11 protein-coding genes are annotated in these 21,040 nt (G+C 44.6%); 10 read left to right on the top strand and 1 reads right to left on the bottom strand.

What is annotated here, in order from left to right:
- Nucleotides 1–37 precede the first annotated feature (37 nt).
- From H8B17_RS03835 to H8B17_RS03850, 4 genes are read left to right on the top strand one after another with little or no spacing between them, the layout of a single operon-like run.
- Nucleotides 38–1,450 carry a glycoside hydrolase family 28 protein gene (locus H8B17_RS03835; RefSeq protein ID WP_190307818.1) on the top strand — a complete coding sequence of 471 codons (1,413 nt, stop codon included), beginning with the start codon at nt 38–40 and terminating at the stop codon, nt 1,448–1,450.
- Complete coding sequence (locus H8B17_RS03840) at nt 1,434–5,021, top strand: DUF4450 domain-containing protein (RefSeq protein WP_223816351.1); 3,588 nt, start codon at nt 1,434–1,436, stop codon at nt 5,019–5,021. Before H8B17_RS03835 ends, H8B17_RS03840 begins: the two co-directional genes overlap by 17 nt.
- Nucleotides 5,022–5,054: 33 nt before the next feature.
- Nucleotides 5,055–7,208 (top strand): hypothetical protein, encoded by a 2,154-nt coding sequence (locus H8B17_RS03845; RefSeq protein ID WP_190307819.1) that lies wholly within the window; start codon nt 5,055–5,057, stop codon nt 7,206–7,208.
- 6 nt (nt 7,209–7,214) lie between these two features.
- Complete coding sequence (locus tag H8B17_RS03850) at nt 7,215–8,342, top strand: glycoside hydrolase family 88/105 protein (protein WP_190307820.1); 1,128 nt, start codon at nt 7,215–7,217, stop codon at nt 8,340–8,342.
- 14 nt (nt 8,343–8,356) lie between these two features.
- Here the strand turns inward: H8B17_RS03850 and H8B17_RS03855 are convergent, their stop codons facing one another.
- Complete coding sequence (locus H8B17_RS03855; protein WP_190307821.1) at nt 8,357–10,258, bottom strand: family 43 glycosylhydrolase; 1,902 nt, start codon at nt 10,256–10,258, stop codon at nt 8,357–8,359.
- Between the two features lie 236 nt (nt 10,259–10,494).
- On the opposite strand from H8B17_RS03855, the gene H8B17_RS03860 reads away from it, so the two are divergent.
- The 6 genes from H8B17_RS03860 to H8B17_RS03885 all read left to right on the top strand — a co-directional run bounded on the left by H8B17_RS03860 (nt 10,495) and on the right by H8B17_RS03885 (nt 21,000).
- Complete coding sequence (locus H8B17_RS03860) at nt 10,495–12,339, top strand: rhamnogalacturonan lyase family protein (protein ID WP_190307822.1); 1,845 nt, start codon at nt 10,495–10,497, stop codon at nt 12,337–12,339.
- A gap of 170 nt (nt 12,340–12,509) precedes the next feature.
- Nucleotides 12,510–13,088 carry an RNA polymerase sigma factor gene (locus H8B17_RS03865; protein ID WP_190307823.1) on the top strand — a complete coding sequence of 193 codons (579 nt, stop codon included), beginning with the start codon at nt 12,510–12,512 and terminating at the stop codon, nt 13,086–13,088.
- 125 nt (nt 13,089–13,213) lie between these two features.
- Nucleotides 13,214–14,398, top strand: coding sequence for a FecR family protein (locus H8B17_RS03870; protein ID WP_190307824.1), 1,185 nt, complete (start codon nt 13,214–13,216; stop codon nt 14,396–14,398).
- 194 nt (nt 14,399–14,592) lie between these two features.
- Nucleotides 14,593–17,808 carry a TonB-dependent receptor gene (locus H8B17_RS03875; RefSeq protein WP_223816352.1) on the top strand — a complete coding sequence of 1,072 codons (3,216 nt, stop codon included), beginning with the start codon at nt 14,593–14,595 and terminating at the stop codon, nt 17,806–17,808.
- Nucleotides 17,809–17,824: 16 nt separating this feature from the next.
- Complete coding sequence (locus H8B17_RS03880; protein WP_190307826.1) at nt 17,825–19,528, top strand: RagB/SusD family nutrient uptake outer membrane protein; 1,704 nt, start codon at nt 17,825–17,827, stop codon at nt 19,526–19,528.
- Nucleotides 19,529–19,590: 62 nt separating this feature from the next.
- Entirely contained in the window at nt 19,591–21,000 is a 1,410-nt protein-coding gene (locus H8B17_RS03885) for a family 43 glycosylhydrolase (protein ID WP_190307827.1), read from the top strand.
- Nucleotides 21,001–21,040: the final 40 nt, after the last annotated feature.

A 21,040-nucleotide genomic window follows, 5' to 3' on the forward strand; every position in this document is an offset into this window, starting at 1 on the left:
ATGGTGTTTTAAGATCTGCCTGACTAAAAAAATGAGAATGAAAAAACTATTGGGAAGTTTGTACTTGTGTTGTCTGGTGACGATGGGGATGGGGCAAGGAAACCGCTGGACCACTACGGAACAGCCTTTAGCCGAGATTGACGTCTTGAAAAAACAGATAACAAAACCTGTTTTTCGGGATAAGGATTATTTGATTACAGCTTACGGGGCACAGAGCGATGGTATTACCAAAAATACCGAAGCCTTTCAAAAAGCGATCGAAGTTTGCCATGCGGAGGGGGGTGGACGCGTCGTCGTGCCAAAAGGCGAATTTCTAACCGGAGCTATTCATTTGAAAAGTAACGTCAACCTGCACCTGAGTGATGGCGCTACTATCCTGTTTAGTAGAGACAGTTCAGATTATCCGATGGTACACACGCGATGGGAAGGATCCGATTGTATAAATTTCTCCCCGTTTATTTACGCTTATGAGCAAGAAAATATTGCCATAACAGGAAAAGGCTTGTTAAATGGAAATGCCAACAAAGACCATTGGTGGTACTGGGTTGGCAATCCTAAATACGGTTGGGATGAAACACGAGCGGGCAACCAAAAAAACGCGCGTAAATTAATCCATCAATACACGGCGGAGCAGCGCGCTGTAGAAGAGCGGGTCTTTGGTCACGGGCATTTCTTACGACCGACGTTCATACAACCCTATAAATGTAAAAACGTGTGGATCGCCGATGTAGAAGTGATTGATGGTCCGATGTGGAATCTAAATCCTGTTTTGTGCGAAAACGTGCTGATCGAGCGTGTGCGTGTTATTGCACATGGTCCGAATAACGATGGGTGCAATCCGGAAGCGTCTAAGAATGTTTGGATTCGCGATTGTTATTTTGATACTGGGGATGACTGTATTGCGATTAAATCCGGAAGAGATGAGGACGGTCGTAACATGGGACGTCCGGCAGAAAACTACATCATTGAGAACTGTATGATGAAAGACGGTCACGGCGGTGTGGTGATCGGTAGCGAAATCGCCGGTGGAGCTCGTAACATTTACGCACTGAATAATACAATGGATAGCCCACAACTCGATAGAGCCCTACGCATCAAAACCAATTCTATGCGTGGTGGAATTATTGAAAATGTATTTTTCTATAACATCAAAGTGGGGCAATACAAAGATGCTGCAGTGCGTTTCAATATGTTTTACGATAAGGAAGGAGAGTATATCCCGACTATCCGTCATATTTGGGTAGAAAATTTGGAGATCAGCCAGGGAGGTCAATATGCGGTACGTTCAAATGCTTACGAATCGTCGCCGGTGACGGGCTTTACGATGATCAATTGTAAAATAAACGGTGTAGAAGAGGCGTATGATGTTGATCATCTCAAAAATGTGACCTTGGAAAATGTGGAAATAAACGGTAAAGTGTATAGTTCTTTTAATGATTATGATAATTAGATTGGTAGCCGTGCTCCTGCTTAGTGGAGTTTGTTTGTTTACAGGTATGGCACAGTCCAAGCATTGGCAGAACAATCTCCGTAATTTACATTATACGGAGGATAATGGAGATTTCCTACTCGTCAACGGGACATACCGTTTTAATAGGGCTTTGTATGGAAACCATAAGGCCTCTCGGGTAGAAGCTGGAGACCTGCCAGAATTTGCGCTATATATGCCCGGGATGGCCGGAAATTTGCAATTTGTGTTAGAAAATCGAGGTTCTTTCAAGAAACTGATCGAAGCAGAACATATTGAGACGAGATATCGTCCCGGTTCGATGGTATATAAGATACAAGATGCGTTCATTGGGAGCGGTCATATAGATATTACGGTGTTAGCGCAGGCGGACGAAGAAGGACTAATCGTCAAACTGGATGCAACTGGTGTCGCCGAGGGGGCTAAATTACATGCGATCTATGGTGGAGCCAGCGGGCGCAAGTTCAGCCGCGGTGGAGATATTGGAGCCGATCCTGAATCGGGCTTTTACTTATTGCCGGAATATAGCGTCAATAATCGCTACCAGTTCGTGCAAAATAGTTTCGAGTTAGCCTACCTGGATGGGAAAGGAAAGGAGGAGTTTGTCTACGGCACATTCACAGCTACCGACCAGCTTCAACTTTCTGATGCGACGGTATTGGAAGATTTAGCTAAACTCACGCAGACGGGGACCAACGGCCATCCAATCGTATATAGTTCTTATACATTACAGCATAAACCAATATATATTCAAGTAGCTAAAGGTCGTTTAGGTAAGAAAGTATATTCCGAAGAAGAACTTGTGGAACGCTATGGCCGTGCTGAACAGGCGCGTTTGCAATTGACAGAGCGGATACAATTAAAAACACCGGATCGTTTCTTGAATACGTTTGGTTCCGCTTTGGCGGTTGCTGCTGATGGCGTGTGGGAAAGCCCTACCTTTTTACATGGTGCAGTAGCTTGGCGCATGCGTTTGAATGCATGGAGGGGAGCATATTCAGCAGATGCATTGGGCTGGCACGACCGGGCAAAAGAGCATTTTTCGAGCTATGCTAATTCGCAAGTGCTGGAACCTGAAAATGCCAAAGTCGTTATGGATACCGCCTTGCATTTGGCACGTCATATTGAAGAAATGGGCACATCTATGTTTTCGAGCGGGTATATTTCCCGAAATCCGAATAATAATACGGTAGCCCACCATTATGATATGAACCTGGTGTTTTTTGATCAAATGTTTACGCATTTTGATTATACGGGCGATTTGACTTACCTACGGGAAATGTGGCCTACTATTGAACGTCACCTCGATTGGGAGCGTCGTAATTTCAAAAGAGGAGGGCTCTATGATGCTTATTGTGCCATATGGGCCAGTGACGGGTTACAGTATTCGGGAGGAGGCGTAGCCCACACTTCCGCGTACAATTATAGAGCGAATAAAGCCGCTGCAAAACTAGCTAAACTGCTTGGGAAAGATCCTTTTCTTTACGAAAAGGAAGCCGCGGATATCGGTAAGGCGTTACGCGAACGACTCTGGCTAGAAGAAAAAGGCTATTTTGCCGAATATCAGGATGCTTTAGGCCAGCAATTGGTGCACGACAAACCGGGACTATGGACCATCTATCACATCGCAGACGCCTATTTACTGGATGAATTTGACAGCTACCAAAATACCCGATATATCGATAATCACCTGCCTCATATCCCTATTAAGGTTGAAGGGCAGGAGCACGAGGATCTTTACACCTTAGCGACAACTACCTGGCAACCCTATACGTGGTCGGTCAACAACGTGGCGCTCGCAGAGAACTTGCAGGGAGCCTTGGCCTATTGGCAATCGGGACGACAGGACGACGCCTTCCGGCTTTGGAAGAGCAATATCATGGAAAGCATGTACCATGGTATAAGTCCGGGTAATTTTCAACAATTGTCGCATTACGATGCCTTCCGCGGCGAACTATACCGGGATTTTGCAGATCCCATCGGGGTGGCTTCACGGACGCTAACGGAAGGCCTTTTCGGGTTTTACCCCAAACTGTTGGATGAACATATATTGGTGAAGCCAGGATTCCCGGAGGATTGGGATTTTGCCGAGATTGAGCTTCCCGAATGGCGTTATGCCTTTCGGCGAGAAGCGGAGAATCTCTATTACGACATCCATACGAAATATACGAAACCGGTAACCCTAAAAATGGAAGTGCCGCTTAATTTTGCCTATATAAACGCTGTAGAGGTGAACGGAGAGCCGGTAGATTGGTCGATTAAGAGGTCGTCTATCAATAAGCCCGTGTTGACGTTTGAAGCTCTTGCCGCAACAGATTTTTCTGTAAAAATAAACGGTTTGGGTCAGTTGGATTTCCCGGGGAATGCCTTGATCGAACATCCCTATACGGAGGAATTTACGCTTCCGCTATCAACAAATGTGAAACTTGTCGATATCTACGATCCGCAGCAGCTCATTACCGCGCAAACAGAACAAGTTTTTTCCTTTGTACAGAAAGAGCATAAAGGTACTTTCTTTGCGAAACTGAAGCAGGGAAACGTGACTTGGTGGCACGCGGTAGACCTTTCTTTGACGGCACCGGTTGACACGGATGCACAAATTAAGAAGGGGATGCAACAGCTGCGTCTACGAAATTATACGGATAGGCAATTGGATGGTCGCATTGAAAAAGCCGGGTTCGAGCAGGCCGTATCGTTTTCGCCATCAAATATTACGGAAATCGAATTGCCAAGTGCTTCGCTGACGAAGGGTACCAATGTTTTTCAGATCGATGTGGCGGGAACGCAGATACCGGTGAAACATGTACAGTGGGAGCTGCAAAACGAAGGGACATACCGTACGCAAGATCTCTCAACGCATTATAATGCGCAGCTCAGCGATATTTTTAAGCAGCGTTACTTATCGCCACGGACGACTCTCCCTACACTACAGTTGCCGTGGCAAGGTGTTGGCAATTGGTGCTATCCACTGGTAGAGCCTTCGATCACTGATAGCGGCTTAATGGCGGCGCGTAATAACGAAGAAGTAAATTATCTAGGTATTCCATTCTTGATTAAAGGGAAAACAAAAAACGTGACGTTTGTCAGCCAATGGGATAATTATCCGACGGTGCAGGAAATACCGTTAGCCGGCAAGGCAGATAAGGTATACCTATTGATGGCTGGCTCGACTAACCCGATGCAATCCCAGATGGTAAATGCGCGGGTCAAAGTGCTGTATGAGGATGGGGAAGAAGCTGTTTTGGAATTGAAAAACCCGACAAACTGGTGGCCGATCGAACAGGATTATCTGGATGATAATTATGCTTTCGAGATTCCCGATGAGGACATCCCTTATCGTGTAGCACTCAAAACAGGAGAATTATATCGTGGGGGTGAATGGAAGAGGTACACGGAGATTAAAGGGCTTAATAGTAGAGGGATTGACGGCGGTGCGGCAACCATACTCGACTTACCTTTAGATAGTTCGAAAAACTTGAAAGCATTACAGCTTATTGCAGAGACAAACGACGTGGTGGTGGGGCTTATCGCCGCCACATTATTGACAAAATAAAATCTATTGCTAACATACAAAAAATACATATAGATGAGCAGAAATTTGATAACGGGACTTGGAGCGGCCCTCTTGATCTTCGCCTCCTGCCAGACGACGCCCGAGAGCGAAAAAATTGATAGAAAAGCGGTTGTGCAGCGTCACAATATCGTTAATCAATCCGCCGATACGCTGGCTTCACTAACCGTTGGAAATGGTGTGTTTGCTTATACGGTAGATGTCACCGGGATGCAGTCCTTTCCGGTATATTACAAAAAAGGCGTCTCATTGGGTACACAATCGGAATGGGGATGGAATACCTTCGATAACGATGAAAACTACTTGTTTGAAGAAACCTTAAAATCATATGATTTTAATCATGAAGGACGGGATGCAAAATACAGCGTTCAGCACAAAGAAGGTGGACGGAATACCGGAGCGACAGAATATTACCGGGTGAATCCCCACCGCCTGCAGCTTGGAAACGTAGGTTTGGCGTTTACTTTGAAAAACGGTGAGCCGGCGAGTGTAGAGGATATTCAGCAGGCTGAACAAACATTGGATTTATGGACAGGATTAATCCATAGTAAATTTACGATCGAAGAAGAACTGGTAGAAGTGTGGACAGCGGCGGCACAATCAGCCGATAAAATTACGGTAAAAGTATCGTCACCGTTGATCGCAGCCGAACGCCTGCGAGTGTTTGTACGTTATCCTTATCCGTCAGGGCAGTTTCTGGATGAAGCCGCTTATTACGGTCAGGCGGAGGAACATGAGAGTAAGATTGTTGCCCAAACCGGTGAATCGGCTGTATTGGAGCATATTCTTTCGGGAACAAACTATTTCACGGGTTTGAATTACAGCAAAGGAGCGATCGCAGAGGCAGATAAACATTATTTTGTCTACCAACCGGCGTCGGATTTGGATACATTTGAATTTTCTTTCGCCTTTGCAGAGGAAAACAGTTTTACCGATACTGCGCCGACCTATGAAAAAGCTGCTCAAGAAAGTCAGGAAAGTTGGAAAGCGTTTTGGGAAAGCGGAGCCGCAGTAGATTTTGAAGGAAGTACCGACCCGCGGGCGCATGAATTGGAACGCCGTTTGGTGCTATCTCAATACCTGACAAAAGTACAGTGCGGTGGAGACAACCCTCCTCAAGAGACAGGACTTACCTTCAATAGCTGGTATGGCAAACCACACACCGAGATGCACTGGTGGCATGGTGTGCATTTTGCACTCTGGGGGCGTCCGGAGATTATGGAAAAGACATTGAACTATTATTTCCATACGTTTGAAAAAGCAAAAGCACTGGCAGAACGTCAAGGATATAAAGGGGTGCGGTGGATTAAAATGTCAGACAACGATGGGAATGAAAGCCCTTCGTCGGTAGCGGCCTTCCTCATATGGCAACAACCGCATATCATCTATATGACAGAATTGGCGTATCGCGATCAGCAGGATAAAAGTGTTTTAGAAAAATATAAAGACCTCGTGTTTGCTACCGCCGAGTTTATGGCAGATTATGCCTATTATGATGAGGAAAATGATCGGTATAACTTAGGATTGGGTGTGATTCCAGCACAGGAAGTTTTTCCCGCTGCGAAGACCATCAACCCTACCTATGAGGTTGCTTATTGGGATTGGGCGTTACGCATAGCACAGGAGTGGAAAGAGCGTTTAGGAGAGCCACGCGTGGAGGCTTGGGATGAAGTGATCAACAAGCTGGCTGTATTACCGATGCAAGACGATGTTTATTTGGCAACCGAAACAGCGACAGACTCATACACGTTCCCCAAATGGATGACGGACCATCCAGCCGTACTTGGCGCGTTGGGCATGGTTCCTGAATCGCCTAAATTGGATAAAGCCATAATGAAGAATACGCTGGATACCGTATGGGCGAAATGGTCGTGGGAAAAAACGTGGGGATGGGATTTCCCGATGACGGCGATGAACGCGGCTCGCTTGAATTTACCTGAGAAAGCGTTGGATGCGCTCTTTATGGATATCCAGACGAATACCTATCTCAAAAATGGACACAACTACCAGGATGGACGATTACGTATCTATCTGCCCGGGAATGGGGGTACACTGACCGCCGTGGCGATGATGCTCGAAGGGTGGGATACTTCGGACGGCGAATTTCCGGGTTTTCCGAAAGATGGCACATGGAAGATAAAAAAAGAAGGATTTAAAAAGATGCCGTAGTGTAATATGAAGAAGCTATTTCTATTTATTTTATTGGGTTGTGGAAGCATTGTTTCCACAGCCCAAAACTTCACGACAAAACAAGAGGTGGTGAAGCAATTGCGTTTGGCGAATGATTATTTCATGAAAAAGTGGCCCGATCCAGGGAAAAATATCATCACCAATAAGGAACGTCGGGCCAATATCTGGACACGTGGAGTGTATTACGAAGGGCTCATGGCTTTTTACGGGATAGACCCAAACAAACGATATTACGATTACGCCATAGAATGGGGTGACAAACACGACTGGAAGCCTGTTCGTGGCGAAGTGTATACCCGACATGCGGATAACCAAAATTGTGGGATGACCTATATTGATCTTTACCGTATTGATCCACAGCCAATCCGGATCGAAGCGATTAAAATGAATATCGATTCGGTGATCAATAGCGGCCGTTACAACGACTGGACCTGGATTGACGCGATACAAATGGCGATGCCGATTTTTGTGAAGCTAGGTGTGACGTTGAATGACACAAAGTATTTCGATTACATGTACAAAATGTACCATCATATTAAATATGTGGAAGGCGGGAATGGACTGTACAATTCGGAAGATAAGCTATGGTGGCGCGATAAGGATTTTATACCGCCATATACCGAACCGAACGGTGAAGATTGTTATTGGTCTCGTGGTAATGGTTGGGTGTTGGCAGCATTGGCGCTTGTATTGCAAGAGTTACCGACCAGCGACCCGCACTACGCGGAGTATCTACAAGATTTTAAGAACTTGGCTGAGGGCGTAGCGCCTTTGCAACGTGCAGATGGCTTTTGGAACGTGAGTTTGCACGATCCGAATCACTATGGCGGGAAAGAAACAACGGGCACAGCGCTTTTTGTATATGGCATGGCTTGGGGTTTGAACAACGGTATCTTGGATAAAGCGACATATTTGCCTGTAGTAGAAAAAGGTTGGACAGCGATCAGCAGCGAAGCGATCCAACCGAATGGATTTTTAGGTTACGTGCAATCCACGGGGAAAGAGCCTAAAGATGGCCAACCGGTTACTGTGGACAAGATGCCTGACTTTGAGGATTATGGTTTAGGCTGTGTATTGCTTGCCGGAACGGAGGTATATAAGATCGTAGAATAAATGGTAGGTGCCGATTACAAAGTCGGCACCACTTTTTTTATTTTTCCGTCTTCATGAAACGCTAAATTATCAATACAAACTTCCCGATGATACCCTGCAGCTCGTCCCATATCGATGCCGTCTGGACGGCTAAAGCGATGGTAGACGATGTACCACTGATCTGTACCGGGTATTTGCAGTACGGAATTATGCCCAGTGCCATATATTCCCTTTTCAGGGACTTTTGACAAAATAAGATTGTCTTCCGGAATTTCCATAGGTCCTGTCGGAGATTTAGACATCGCGTAGCGAACGCGGTAGTCCTCACTGCGGGTGTCGTTTTCCGAATAGAGGAAATAGTAAATCCCCTTGCGGTAAAAAACTTCCACCGCTTCCCGGAAGTGCGGTAGAGAAAATGTTTGCAATGTCTCTTTTTTCATCGATACCATGTCGTCGTTTAATTCGACAACAGCAACGTAACCATTGCCCCAATAGAGATAGTCTTTTCCCGATACCGGATCATGGAATATATCGGGATCTATTTCGGCACCCCGGTTTATTCCCTCCGGTTTCCAGTCGACCAAAGGCTTGCCCGAATCGACAAATGGCCCGGTCGGCTTATCCGATACGGCTACGCCGATTTTCCCTGCACCGGTGTAATAATAATAATATTTGTAGCTGCTATTTTTTTCTTTCTCGATGATACACGGAGCCCAAGCCTTCTCACGCGCCCAGGGAACATTCTTTGCCAGATCCAGGATCACACCCTCATCCTTCCAGTCCACGAGATTTTCAGAGGAGAACGTCTTAAAATAATGACCACTCCATTCCATAAATCCATCACTGGTTGGGTATAAGTAGTATTTTTTGTCTTTCTGCGAATACATAATCTCTGGATCAGCGTAATAACCGGCTATAATGGGATTTTTGTTGATCTTCGGAAAACCTGCTGGTTTGTCCCATTTGTCAATCAGTCTTCGCAGCTCTTCGTTGGTAACCGAAACGATCGAGCCATGGCGCGGTTTGAAATCCATCGATACCTCTTGATCAATGGATGTGAAGTTTTCCAAGTCTTCACTTTTCGTAAAGTGAAATTCCTTTTTGCGGTAAACATCGTACATCAGGATATAAGTATCCGAATTGTTCAGCTTAAAGACGCTGGAGCCCTCGACAGACTCCTGCGTTTGTTGTTTATATCCGTCTTTTTCTTCCCATTTACCTGAGGTAAGCGACGCCGTTGTAGCCAGTTTGATACCGTCCCCATGGCCTTCGGTTTTATAGAACATGTAATAGAGGCTGTCTTGATAGTGGATAATATCGCCATCAATACATGGTTTACCATCTTTCGGAAAAAACAATTGTTTTGGCTCCGTTTCCAGATCGGTAAAATCTGCATTTGCGTAGGCATAATAAATAATATCCGGGCCATCTCCATGTTTCATCGACCAATAGATCATGTATTTGCCAGCTTCTTTATCATAGATCGTCTGTGGCGCCCATACCCGTTTTAGATCTTCCTGTCCACGATATTTCTGTTGGATATTGACAATATTGGAACTCCAGTTAACGAGATCGGTCGATTTTAATAGCACCATAGCGCGATTAGAATCCCATCCTTTGGAAGCCATCATGTCCGTCGCGACCATATAGAATGTCTTTCCATCTTCAGCACGCAGAATATGCGGATCCCGCAGTCCACCGGCAGAGCTAATTTCTTTGCTATTCAAAACAGGTTGGTTGTCATTGAGTGCAAAATAGTTGTACCCATCTAAGCTAATGGCAAACCGGACTGCCTCACCGTTTTCACCTCCTCCGAAATAAGTAAAGAGGTATCCAGTAAGGTCTTTTTCAATGGTGTTGTCTTTATTTTGAGCAGATAAAGATGTGCTCAATAGGAACAAGAACGATAGGAGGACAGTTGTTTTGATTTTTTTCATATAACAGGTTGTATGAATAAGTTACACTATTTACAATACTATACTTTTTTTATCATGTAGGCAACCTGTGGTATCCTAGTCAATGTATGATAAAACGCCGCAATTCAAATACTTACAGCAGGTGTTTTGTAGGCAGGACGGTGCAGGTTGCCATCGATATAATATATGGTTATATTCGTGAATACCAGATGTAAATCCATATATCAAAAGGAATTTATTCTACAAAAACACACACTATGACGCGTATCAAAACCCTTTGTTGTATCGTATTGACGTTGCTCCTTATAGCTCCTGCCTTTTCACAAGATACCCGAGAACGCCACTATATGTATGAGATTTTAAAACCAAACCATGCGACCAAGCCGGAAGTGAATGGGTTTGCATCGAAACGGGCCGTGGAACCTCTTGGTCGTGGATTGACGTTGGCACATATGAAAGAGAAAGGTGCGGTTCATATCAGCTGGCGGCTGTTACAAACAGATGCGGAGACGGTGTCGTTTAATGTATATCGCTCTGTGAATAACAAAGAGAAAAAACTGAACCAAAAACCAATAACCGCTACAACAGATTTTGTGGATACGTCGAGTAAAGCTGCGCATGCAACGTATTGGGTGGAGAGCGTCAACGGGGAAGAGAAAACGAGAAGTGAGAAAATATCTTTAACACCAGTTGCTGGCGATGAAGCAAACTACCATTGTATAAAATTGAAAGACCCAAATGTAACAGCGGGTAGAGTAGCAGTAGCGGATTTAAATGGTGACGGAAAATACGATTACATCATTCGCCATCCGAATAGTAATGTAGACCCCGGCGTTCCTACACCGGATGACGGTACAACTTATAAGATTGAGGCCTATTTGCACGACGGTACGTATTTATGGACGAAGGATTTAGGACTAGGGATTGAACCGGGTGTGTGGTATTCACCCTTTATCGCGTATGATTTTGATGGAGACGGAAAAGCCGAAATTGCCTTAAAAACTGCCGGAGATGATTATCTAAAGAACGATGCTGCACGCATATATGGGGGCAGTGAATATTTGTCAGTCTTGGATGGGATGACCGGAGAGGAGATAGTCCGTGTGGACTGGCCGGAACGGAATAACCGATACGGGGATGTAAATCGTCAGAACCGGAATCAGATCGGTATGGCTTATTTAGATGGTAAGACGCCTTGTATTCTCGCAACACGAGGCACTTATCGACTGATGGTCGTAGATGCTTGGCAGCTTAATAACGGTAAATTAGAACGGTTATGGCGATGGGACGGTGACGAAGAGAATCCGGTTGTACGAAGTCAGGGAGCGCATAATATGGTGAGTGGTGATGTGGATGGTGATGGAAAGGATGAGATTCTGCTTGGCTCCTGTATGCTCAATAGCAACGGAACATTACGCTGGTCAACAGGTCTAGGGCATTCCGATAAAGCCTATCTTACCGATATAGATCCCAATCGGGAGGGTATGGAGGTCTTTCTCGCTATTGAACCTTGGATAGACAACGGCTATGGCGTGAGTACGGTCGATGCAAGTAGCGGAGAGCGAATCTGGGGAGTTGGGCATAAAACTTTTCACGTGGGAGACGGCATGGTGGCAGATATCGATCCTACCCGCCCGGGACTTGAATGTTTCGCTTCAGAAGACAAAAAAGGTGGCTCTACAGATAAATATATGTTGAGTGCGGACGGAAAAAAGCTGGCTTCCAATGCGGATGTCCCGCCTTGCCGAAATTGGATTTGGTGGGATGCCGGAAATATCCGCCAACTGTTTTTCGGGGATGATAACCGTTGGGGAGCAGAGTCCACGTCGGGAGGAAGGAGTCAGTCGATAGGCTATTGGAAAGGTGCAAAAATTGCTAATGGTATCTACGGCGATATTATTATGATTGCAGACCTATTTGGTGACTGGCGTGAGGAGGTGGTGACTGCCCTGCCGGGCGAACTACGGGTTTATCATACGGATATTCCGGCGAAGGATCGTAAGGTGACCTTAATGCAGGATCCCATTTATAGAAGTTATGTACTCCAACGCTCACAGGGTTATCCGCAAGCACCGGTTCCATCGTATTATTTGGGAGATTAAGGATAATAGTCGTTTTAATAATTTTTATAAAATATAGGTCGTCACGAATGCGATAATATAGAAACATCGTAAAATACGATTCCACGGCATAAACCAAATATAAGCATGGGTGAGAAAAGATTTGTATTTTAGCATGCTTTATACGGACACAATATAGACTATATAGTGGAATGGAAAATACCATCTTTATAGATGATTTGCGTAATGGAGAGGAAGAAGGATTGGTTGCGGCATATCGTCTTTATCGTCAGCCCTTACTTTTTTTTGTGATACGTTATGTGGGAAGCCGGGAGACCGCGGAAGATATCGTGGCCGATGTCTTTGTTAAAGCATGGAATGCGCGCGATATTTTCCATCGTGTAGACAGTTTACGAGCCTACCTTTATACCGCTGCTAAGAACGCCAGTTTGAATTATTTGCGCAAACCCCAGCCTGTATCCTTGGAAGATGTACCGGCCGACTTTCAGGAAACGGGCTTTGATGAGGATATATTTTCGGGCATACTACGTACCGAATTGATCAAAAGCATTTTGGAGGAGGTGGATAAATTACCGCAGAAACAACGTGAGGTCTTTCAGTATACCTTTTTGGAAGACCTAAATGTGGAAGAAATCAGTGAAAAGCTGCAGCTCAGCGCGACGGCAGTTTATGCGAATCGTTCCCGTGCTATTGCGACTCTGCGCGAATTGCTGATGAAAAAAGGAGTCGTAGTGACATTGTCTTTGTTACAAGCCCTGTTTATGAGATAATGCTATTCTTCGCTTGTCGAGATAATATTTTCTTGTTGATAATCAATTGTTTAAAATTATTTTCATTTTTTGTGTAAGATTTTCCCGTCTTGTGTGTCCCACTACTACAATACGATTATAAATCCATGCAACGAATAGATCAAATTGTCCTTCAGTGGAAACGATATTTTATACATACAGCTCCTGATAAATCTGTTGAAGCTGATGTCAGGGCCTACGTCGAGGAGCATCCATCGTTGAAGGAATTGTTCGACGAAATGGGCGACAACGATCGGTTTATAAGAGCGGTTAAGCTCTATAACAGTTTGTCCCAAGATCGTGATCAAGGAGCCGATGACCCTCTTTTAGCAAAGATTCTCGATCGGATACAAGAAACGAAGCGGATACAGCGTGTGGATCAAAGGAAGCGACTTCGCTACTGGCTGGCGGGTGCCGCTGCATGTATTGCGTTGGTGTCGGGTATTTTATTGTTGAAACCTTCGGAGGACGTTCAACCTGCAGATGCCATGGAAGTAGCAGCGCATATTCTGCCAAGCCAAAATGGGGCCGTGCTGTCTATTTCGGACGGGCGGAACATACAACTACGCTCGGAAGAAAGTGGGATTATTACGGGCGAGCAGCTCCGCTATGCTGATGGAAGCCCCTTGTTTGAAGACGGAGCACCAGTGAACGATGCCATGATGACCCTATCCGTACCCCGGGGAAGTGACTTCTATGTGGTTTTGGCTGATGGTACCAAAGTATGGATGAATGCCGAAAGTGAGCTACGTTACCCACAGACGTTTACCGGGACAAAGCGCGTAGTACAACTGACGGGAGAAGCCTACTTTGAAGTTATCAAGAATAAACAAAAGCCCTTTGTTGTGGAAACACCAACGGAGCATATTGAAGTTTTAGGGACCCATTTTAACGTCAATTCCTATCCGAAGGAGCGTAAATCATCGGTTACACTTGTGGAAGGAAAGGTAGTGGTTTCGGTGGATGGACAGGATCGCCAGGTACTTCATCCGGGTCAACAATCCATCGTGCAAGGTAAACAGTTGCGGGTTCAAAATGTGAATATCGACGAATATATCGCCTGGAAAAATGGAGAGTTCATGTTCAACGAAGAAAGCTTGATGAGCGCTGGGCGTAAGATTGGGCGATGGTATAATTTGGAAATAGATGTTGATCCCGCTTTGAAAGATCTCTATCTCTGGGGTTCTGTACCACGAAAGGAAAACTTCGGTGAAGTGTTAAAGCTGATCCAGCTGACGAATAAACATGTAAAAGTAAAAATTGAGGGAAGGAGGGTGTACTTTATGAAATAAAGACTTTTACGCATTCGGAAGGAGAAACGAAGAACTGGGAAAGGTGGAGCTTCCCCAGTCAAGATGGTTTAACTTCCATAAACTGTGTTATAAACTATTCATGTAAACTTAAAAACCAATCAAAAGTAATGAAATTTTGCGTTTTATTCCTATGGTGGCGCTATCTATTGCGCGACTATAGAAACTTAATCATTATGAAATTAATCCTATTTCTTATCGTTGCCTTTTCCGTGCAAAGCTATGCAAGTGCACTGGCACAGACGGTCAGCCTAAACCGGAAGGAAGCAGCAATGAAGGATGTGTTCCGGGAAATTAAGAAGCAGACGGGCTATACGATTATCTGTGACGTAGCTATTTTAAAACAATCCGATCCGGTGACGGTCAGTCTCCAAAATGTTCCTCTTCGAAATGCTTTGAATACGATTTTCAATCACCGCGGATTGACTTACGTTGTAGATGGAAAGTCGATCGTGGTGCAGGTAGCGGAAGAAAAATCTGCCAAAATGTTTGTGCAGCCACTCATAACAACACAACAGCAGGTTACGGGTACGGTGAAAAGTGGGGAAGGATTTCCTTTGGTAGGTGTGAGTGTCGCTGTCAAAGGAAAAAATAACGCAACAGCAACAAATGAAAATGGCGAGTATACCATTGCAGCACAACGCAGTGATGTGTTGACTTTTTCCTCGGTAGGTTTTGTGGACCAAGAAGTGACGATAAAGTCGGTAATTGTCGATGTGGTTCTGGAAAGTGAGGAGTCTAGCTTGGATGAAGTCGTGGTGGTGGGATATGGTACACAGCGAAAGTCTGATGTTACGGGTGCCATCGGATCAGTAAGTGCAGAAGCAATAGCGCGCGCTGCGATGCCGAATGCTGTCGGTACATTGCAAGGTCAGGTTCCCGGCGTAGTGATTACGAAGAATGCAGGAAAGCCGGGCGGCAGTTTTAATATAAATATTAGAGGAGTTAGCTCCATAGGCGGTTCAAACGCTCCGTTGTTGGTCATTGATGGGGTTCCATCCAGTGCCGGATTGGAAGATTTAAACCCTACAGATATTGAAAAAATAGATGTGTTGAAAGACGCTTCTGCTACGGCAATCTATGGTTCAAGAGGGGCCAAAGGGGTTATCATCGTGACAACCAAGCGCGGTAAAAGTGGAAAGACGACCATCGCTTACGACGCTTATATTGGTTCTAGAAGACCCGCTAATCTTCCTGATATGTTTGATGGGGAAGAGTACGTGCAATTTCGGACAGAAATGTTTAAGGCACAGGGCAGAGATGCCTCTCGCAGCAACTCAGATTTCTTTACACCAGAACAATGGGAGCGGATTGATGCCGGAAATTTTACAGATTGGCCTTCATTAATATTACAAAATGGTCTCCAAATGAACCACAACGTTTCTGCAAGTGGAGGAGACGATAAAACACGTTTTTCTATTGGTGCAGGTTTACTTGAAGAAGAAGGTAATGTGGCGCCGGAGGGCTTTGAACGTTATAGTATCCGTGGAAATGTAGATCGTGAAATCAATGATAAATGGAAGGCCGGTCTTAATATGTATATGGCACAAAATCTTCGAGACATTGGTAGTTCCGAAGCACTTCGGTCAGCTTATCGTTTGCCACCGATAGTTGCAGGTCCTTACGATGCAAATGGTGAACGTGTGTTTCGGGTTTACGGAGTAGATCCAGTTACTAACCCTACATTTGATCAGGAAAATGAAATTCGCCACTCCCGCAGTTTCAGAACTTTTGGTAATCTTTATCTTCAAGTTAAGCCTATCGAGGAACTGACATTAAAGTCAACTATCTCGCCAAGCTATTATGCGCGACGAGCGGGACATTACTTCGGGCCGCTTTCTAAAGAACGTCTTGGTGGAACGCTCCCCACACAGGGAAACAATACGACAAGAGAAGAGTTTACTTGGGTGTTGGATAATCAGGCTATCTATGAAACACAAATAGACGTTCATAAGTTGACGGCAACTGTCGTGCAGAGTATGCAGAAAGATCGTATGGAATCCAATTTGATCACAGCAGAGGGGCTGCCTTATAAATCATTATGGTACAATCTGGCGACGGGACCGAATGTACGGGAATATGGTTCAGGATTTACACAATCTACGCTCGTTTCCTTTATGGGACGTGTTAACTATAGCTTTGATGAGCGATACTTATTAACGGCTACCGGAAGATGGGATGGATCCTCGAGACTTGCGGAGGGGAATAAATGGGGTTTCTTTCCGTCAGCCTCCTTCGCTTGGCGTATTTCACAAGAAGATTTTCTGACTGATATTTCGACTATTCAGGATCTGAAGTTACGTTTAAGTTATGGTGTGAGCGGGAATGACCGGATAGACCCTTATTTGACACAAGCAGCTTTGGGGCAAGCGTACTACGATTTTGGAGGTATAAATTCTCCTGGCTATGCGCCAAATCAATTACCGAATAAAAATTTAGTATGGGAGCGGACGAAGGAGCTAAATGCCGGTCTAGATTTCTCCTTTTTTCAGGGACGGATTACAGGGAATGTAGATGTATATGATCGGAAAATTGATAATATTCTCCTTAACCGGTTATTGCCAGCACCATCTGGATGGGAGTCTATTATGGATAATATTGGAAAATTGCAGAACAGCGGAATAGAAGTGGGATTGTCTACCATTAATATCAATACTGGAGAATTTATGTGGAAAACTGATTTTGTCTTCGATAAGAATAAGAATAAAATTCTTGAGCTAAGTGGAGGAAAACGGGATGATATAGGTAATAAGCTTTTTATCGGAGAACCTGCGCAGGTAAATTATGACTATGTATTTGATGGTATTTGGCAATCGGACGAGAAAGAAGAAGCCGCAAGATATAATCAGACACCGGGACAGGTTAGAGTTAAAGACTTAGATGATAATGGTATTATCAACGCGAATGATCGGGCGATTATCGGTAAGCGATTGCCGACATGGACGGGCGCTATAGGAAACACATTTAAGTATGGAGATATCGACTTATACATATTGGTATACACCCGTCAAGGAGAACAGTATAATAGTTCATTTGATGCAACGCTGATGAATTATAATTCACCTTACAATCAGGTTCAGGTAGATTATTGGACAGAAAATAATCCGTCGCAGACACATTTTCAGCCGGGAAATCCTGGGCCTTACGCGGGGATTATTAATTATCGTACGGTAAACTTTGTGCGTGTCGGTAATATCACATTAGGGTATCAGTTGCCCAAATCATTAATCAACCGAATTGGCTTACAAAACCTTCGGGTATATGCCACAGCAACCAACCCATTTACTTTTAGTAAATATGAAGGCTTTGATCCGGAATGGCCGAGCCAAAATAGTTATGGCACGGCAATTGGCTCAGCGTCTTACCTTTTCGGTGTTAATCTATCCTTTTAATTCTTAAATCGATAACATGAAAAAGATATTTTATTATATAGCGATTAGTCTCCTTACTGGCAATATGGCTTCATGCACCAAGTTTTTGGAGGAAAATAATATGTCGGGTATTACTGCCGAAAATTTTTATATTGACGCCGAAGGTTACGAATCGCTCGTTAGATCGTGTTACGCCTCACTCCGCAGTATTTATGATATCAATCCAAGCTTATTTGAGTATGGAACAGATATCATGACACGAGGAGAAATTGAACCGGTTAGTGGAACAGTGGGGGACTTAGTGATTCGTGCTACCGCGCTCAACGAATATAAAACGCTCACGGCGGATAATTCGGCAATAGATCGGTTTTTTAAAGCGGCTTATAGCGGTATCCAGCGCTGTAATACGGCAATAAATAGAGTGGATGACATACCCGATTTATCGGGTGAACTACGGGACAGACGTCTAGCAGAGGTACGCTTTATCCGTGCTTACTATTATTACCTGTTGGTGGAGAATTTTGGTAATGTTCCTATTGTGGAGGAAGAGATCAATACCGCGATCACCCATTTTGAGCCCCGAAGTGAAGAAGAAGTTTACAATTTTATGATTGCTGATTTACAGCAGTCTATCGAAACGGCAGATCGCACAGCAGTAGAATTCGGTCGCGTGACGCGTGACGCGAGTAAGCACCTCTTAGCACTGATACATCTTACGCGAGGATATAAGAATTTTGGAAATACCGATGATTTTCTCAAAGCAGTTAAACTTGCAGAAGAAGTAATCGATGGAGGCGTATATGTTTTGCAGCCAAGCTTTGCCGCTGTTTTTGATCCGAAGAACCAGCAAAATAAGGAAATTATTTTTTCAGTACAGTATGACCAAACAAGCCTAAAGCCGTCGTTAGGGACTGGGAATGGACAAAATGTACTTTTCGGCTGGAGACAATGGCGTGAAGCCGGCTTTCATGAAGAAACAGATATCTACAATCGGCGCTTGTCGGATTTTATGCCAACACAATTTTTGTACACACTTTATAATACTGCAAAAGATGCCCGGTATGACGTCACGTTTATCAGCAATTTTTACGCAACCAAAGACGACCTTTTAGGAAATGTACCGATAAAGAAAGGAGACTTACGTTTCTATTTTCCTTACCCGGATCAACCTTTTACCGATCAGGATGCACAAGCATTAAAAGCCGCAAATCCTCATGTAGAAATTGTTCGTTTCGAGGCATGGAAGCAAGATTTTAATGGAATAGGCGGCGAAATGAAATTCCCCATGGTTGGTAAATTTTTTGATCCAGAGGCAACAGCATTTGGAAATTCAGAAAACAATCACCGAAGTTCTCGTGATATCTTTATTTTCCGGTTATCAGAAACGTATCTTATTGCTGCAGAAGCCTATTTTAAAGCAGGACAGCCAGATAAGGCAGCCGAAATGCTGAATATTGTTCGTGACCGTGCGGCAAAGGAAGGGCAAAATCTTGCTATATCGGCGGCGGATGTAACATTGGATTTTATTTTGGATGAACGCGCTCGTGAGCAAGTGGGAGAGTATAAAAGATGGTTGGATTTGAAGCGTACGCATAGACTAGAACGGGCATTTGAACATAATATATTGACCAAAATGACAAATCCTGCCGGTACAGTGGATGAAAAATACTATCGGAGACCAATTCCGCAAACGGTTATTGATCGCGACACCGGAGAATATCCACAGAATGAGGGGTATTAGATAGCAACACCGCAGGTTGCCACAGGTTGCAACCTGTGGTGTTATTACATACATTTATAGACATGATCCAAAGACTGATAATAATTTTTTTGTTTGCCTGTATAACTATTTGCAGCGATGGGCAAACTCATTTTAAACAACCGGCCTACGACGCGATCCATTCCGGGGTTCCTTGGTTTGACCAGCATAGGAATACCGTAAGTGCGCACGGTGCAGGTATAATAAAAGAGGGGGATCGCTATTATTTATTCGGTGAATTTAAGACTGATTCGGCCAATGTATTTAACGGTTTTGCCTGCTATTCCTCGACGGATCTCTACAACTGGACATTTGAGTGTATGGCGTTGCCTGTGCAAGAAGAGGGGAAGTTAGGACCGAACCGGGTTGGTGAACGTCCGAAAGTAATGAAATCACCAACCACAGGTGAGTACGTCATGTTTATGCATGTAGATTCCTTAAACTATAAGGATCAATATGTAGGGTATGCGACAGCACAACATATCACCGGGCCTTATACGTTCAAAGGTCCTATTCTGTACGAAGGGAAGCCGGTCCGGAGATGGGATATGGGCGCGTTCCAAGATGAAGACGGAACGGGGTATCTCTTGGTACATCACGGAGACATTTACCAGTTGACAGCCAATTACCGTGGAATTGAAAAGCAAGTCGCCAGCAATGTTCCGGGTATGGGCGAATCCCCTGCGATGTTAAAGAAAAACGGTGTGTACTTCCTGCTGAGTTCCAATCTGACCAGCTGGGAGCGCAACGATAATCAGTATCATACCGCACGGAACATCGCTGGCCCGTGGACAGAACAAGGTTTGTTTGCACCCGAGGGTAGCTTGACCTGGAATTCCCAGTGCTCTTTTGTACTGCCAATTATGGGCACACAGGATACCACTTTTATGTATATGGGCGACCGTTGGTCGTTTCCGAAGCAGAATTCGGCGGCGACTTATGTGTGGCAGCCTTTGGAGATAGATGGAGAACATCTGTCTATTCCGGCTTATCAGGAATCTTGGACGGTCGATTTGTCCACAGGGCAATATAAACTCTTGCAAACGCAAGGAACGGAGATCGAAGGGAAAGTTCTGGATGCGGTGAACTTTCAAGGCAATTGGAAAGTAGACAGCATGGCGATTTATCGATCAGATAATAAAGACGATCATTTTTCGCACACGTTTACCGGAACAGGTCTAAAATTATACGGTGTGGCGCGGCCGGACGGTGGGTATGCGAAAGTTTGTATACGGGATCAAAAAGGTAATACGATCATAGAGTCCGTTGTCGATATGTATTGTTTATATCCTACCGAAACGCTCAAATTTGTGAGTCCGGCATTACCGAAAGATACCTATACTGTGGTCGTCACCGTAATGGGTGAACGCGGCAACTGGTCGGATAAAAGAAGAAGCAACTACGGTAGTGCGGGGTATGCGGTTGCTTTGAAGAGTATATGCATACAGCCCTAATCGTGAATATAATCTTTACATAACGAATAAGTTAAATGAC

Source organism: Sphingobacterium arenae (assembly GCF_014692505.1).
In the GTDB taxonomy this organism is placed as follows: Bacteria; Bacteroidota; Bacteroidia; order Sphingobacteriales; family Sphingobacteriaceae; genus Sphingobacterium; species Sphingobacterium arenae.

Bases quoted from the DNA above. Each gene is read 5' to 3' on its own strand.
- H8B17_RS03885 (WP_190307827.1), top strand. From the start codon at position 19,591: ATGATCCAAAGACTGATAATAATTTTTTTGTTTGCCTGTATAACTATT.
- H8B17_RS03870 (WP_190307824.1), top strand. From the start codon at position 13,214: ATGCAACGAATAGATCAAATTGTCCTTCAGTGGAAACGATATTTTATA.
- H8B17_RS03835 (WP_190307818.1), top strand. From the start codon at position 38: ATGAAAAAACTATTGGGAAGTTTGTACTTGTGTTGTCTGGTGACGATG.
- H8B17_RS03865 (WP_190307823.1), top strand. From the start codon at position 12,510: ATGGAAAATACCATCTTTATAGATGATTTGCGTAATGGAGAGGAAGAA.
- H8B17_RS03840 (WP_223816351.1), top strand. From the start codon at position 1,434: ATGATTATGATAATTAGATTGGTAGCCGTGCTCCTGCTTAGTGGAGTT.
- H8B17_RS03875 (WP_223816352.1), top strand. From the start codon at position 14,593: ATGAAATTAATCCTATTTCTTATCGTTGCCTTTTCCGTGCAAAGCTAT.
- H8B17_RS03845 (WP_190307819.1), top strand. From the start codon at position 5,055: ATGAGCAGAAATTTGATAACGGGACTTGGAGCGGCCCTCTTGATCTTC.
- H8B17_RS03850 (WP_190307820.1), top strand. From the start codon at position 7,215: ATGAAGAAGCTATTTCTATTTATTTTATTGGGTTGTGGAAGCATTGTT.
- H8B17_RS03880 (WP_190307826.1), top strand. From the start codon at position 17,825: ATGAAAAAGATATTTTATTATATAGCGATTAGTCTCCTTACTGGCAAT.
- H8B17_RS03855 (WP_190307821.1), bottom strand. From the start codon at position 10,258: ATGAAAAAAATCAAAACAACTGTCCTCCTATCGTTCTTGTTCCTATTG.
- H8B17_RS03860 (WP_190307822.1), top strand. From the start codon at position 10,495: ATGACGCGTATCAAAACCCTTTGTTGTATCGTATTGACGTTGCTCCTT.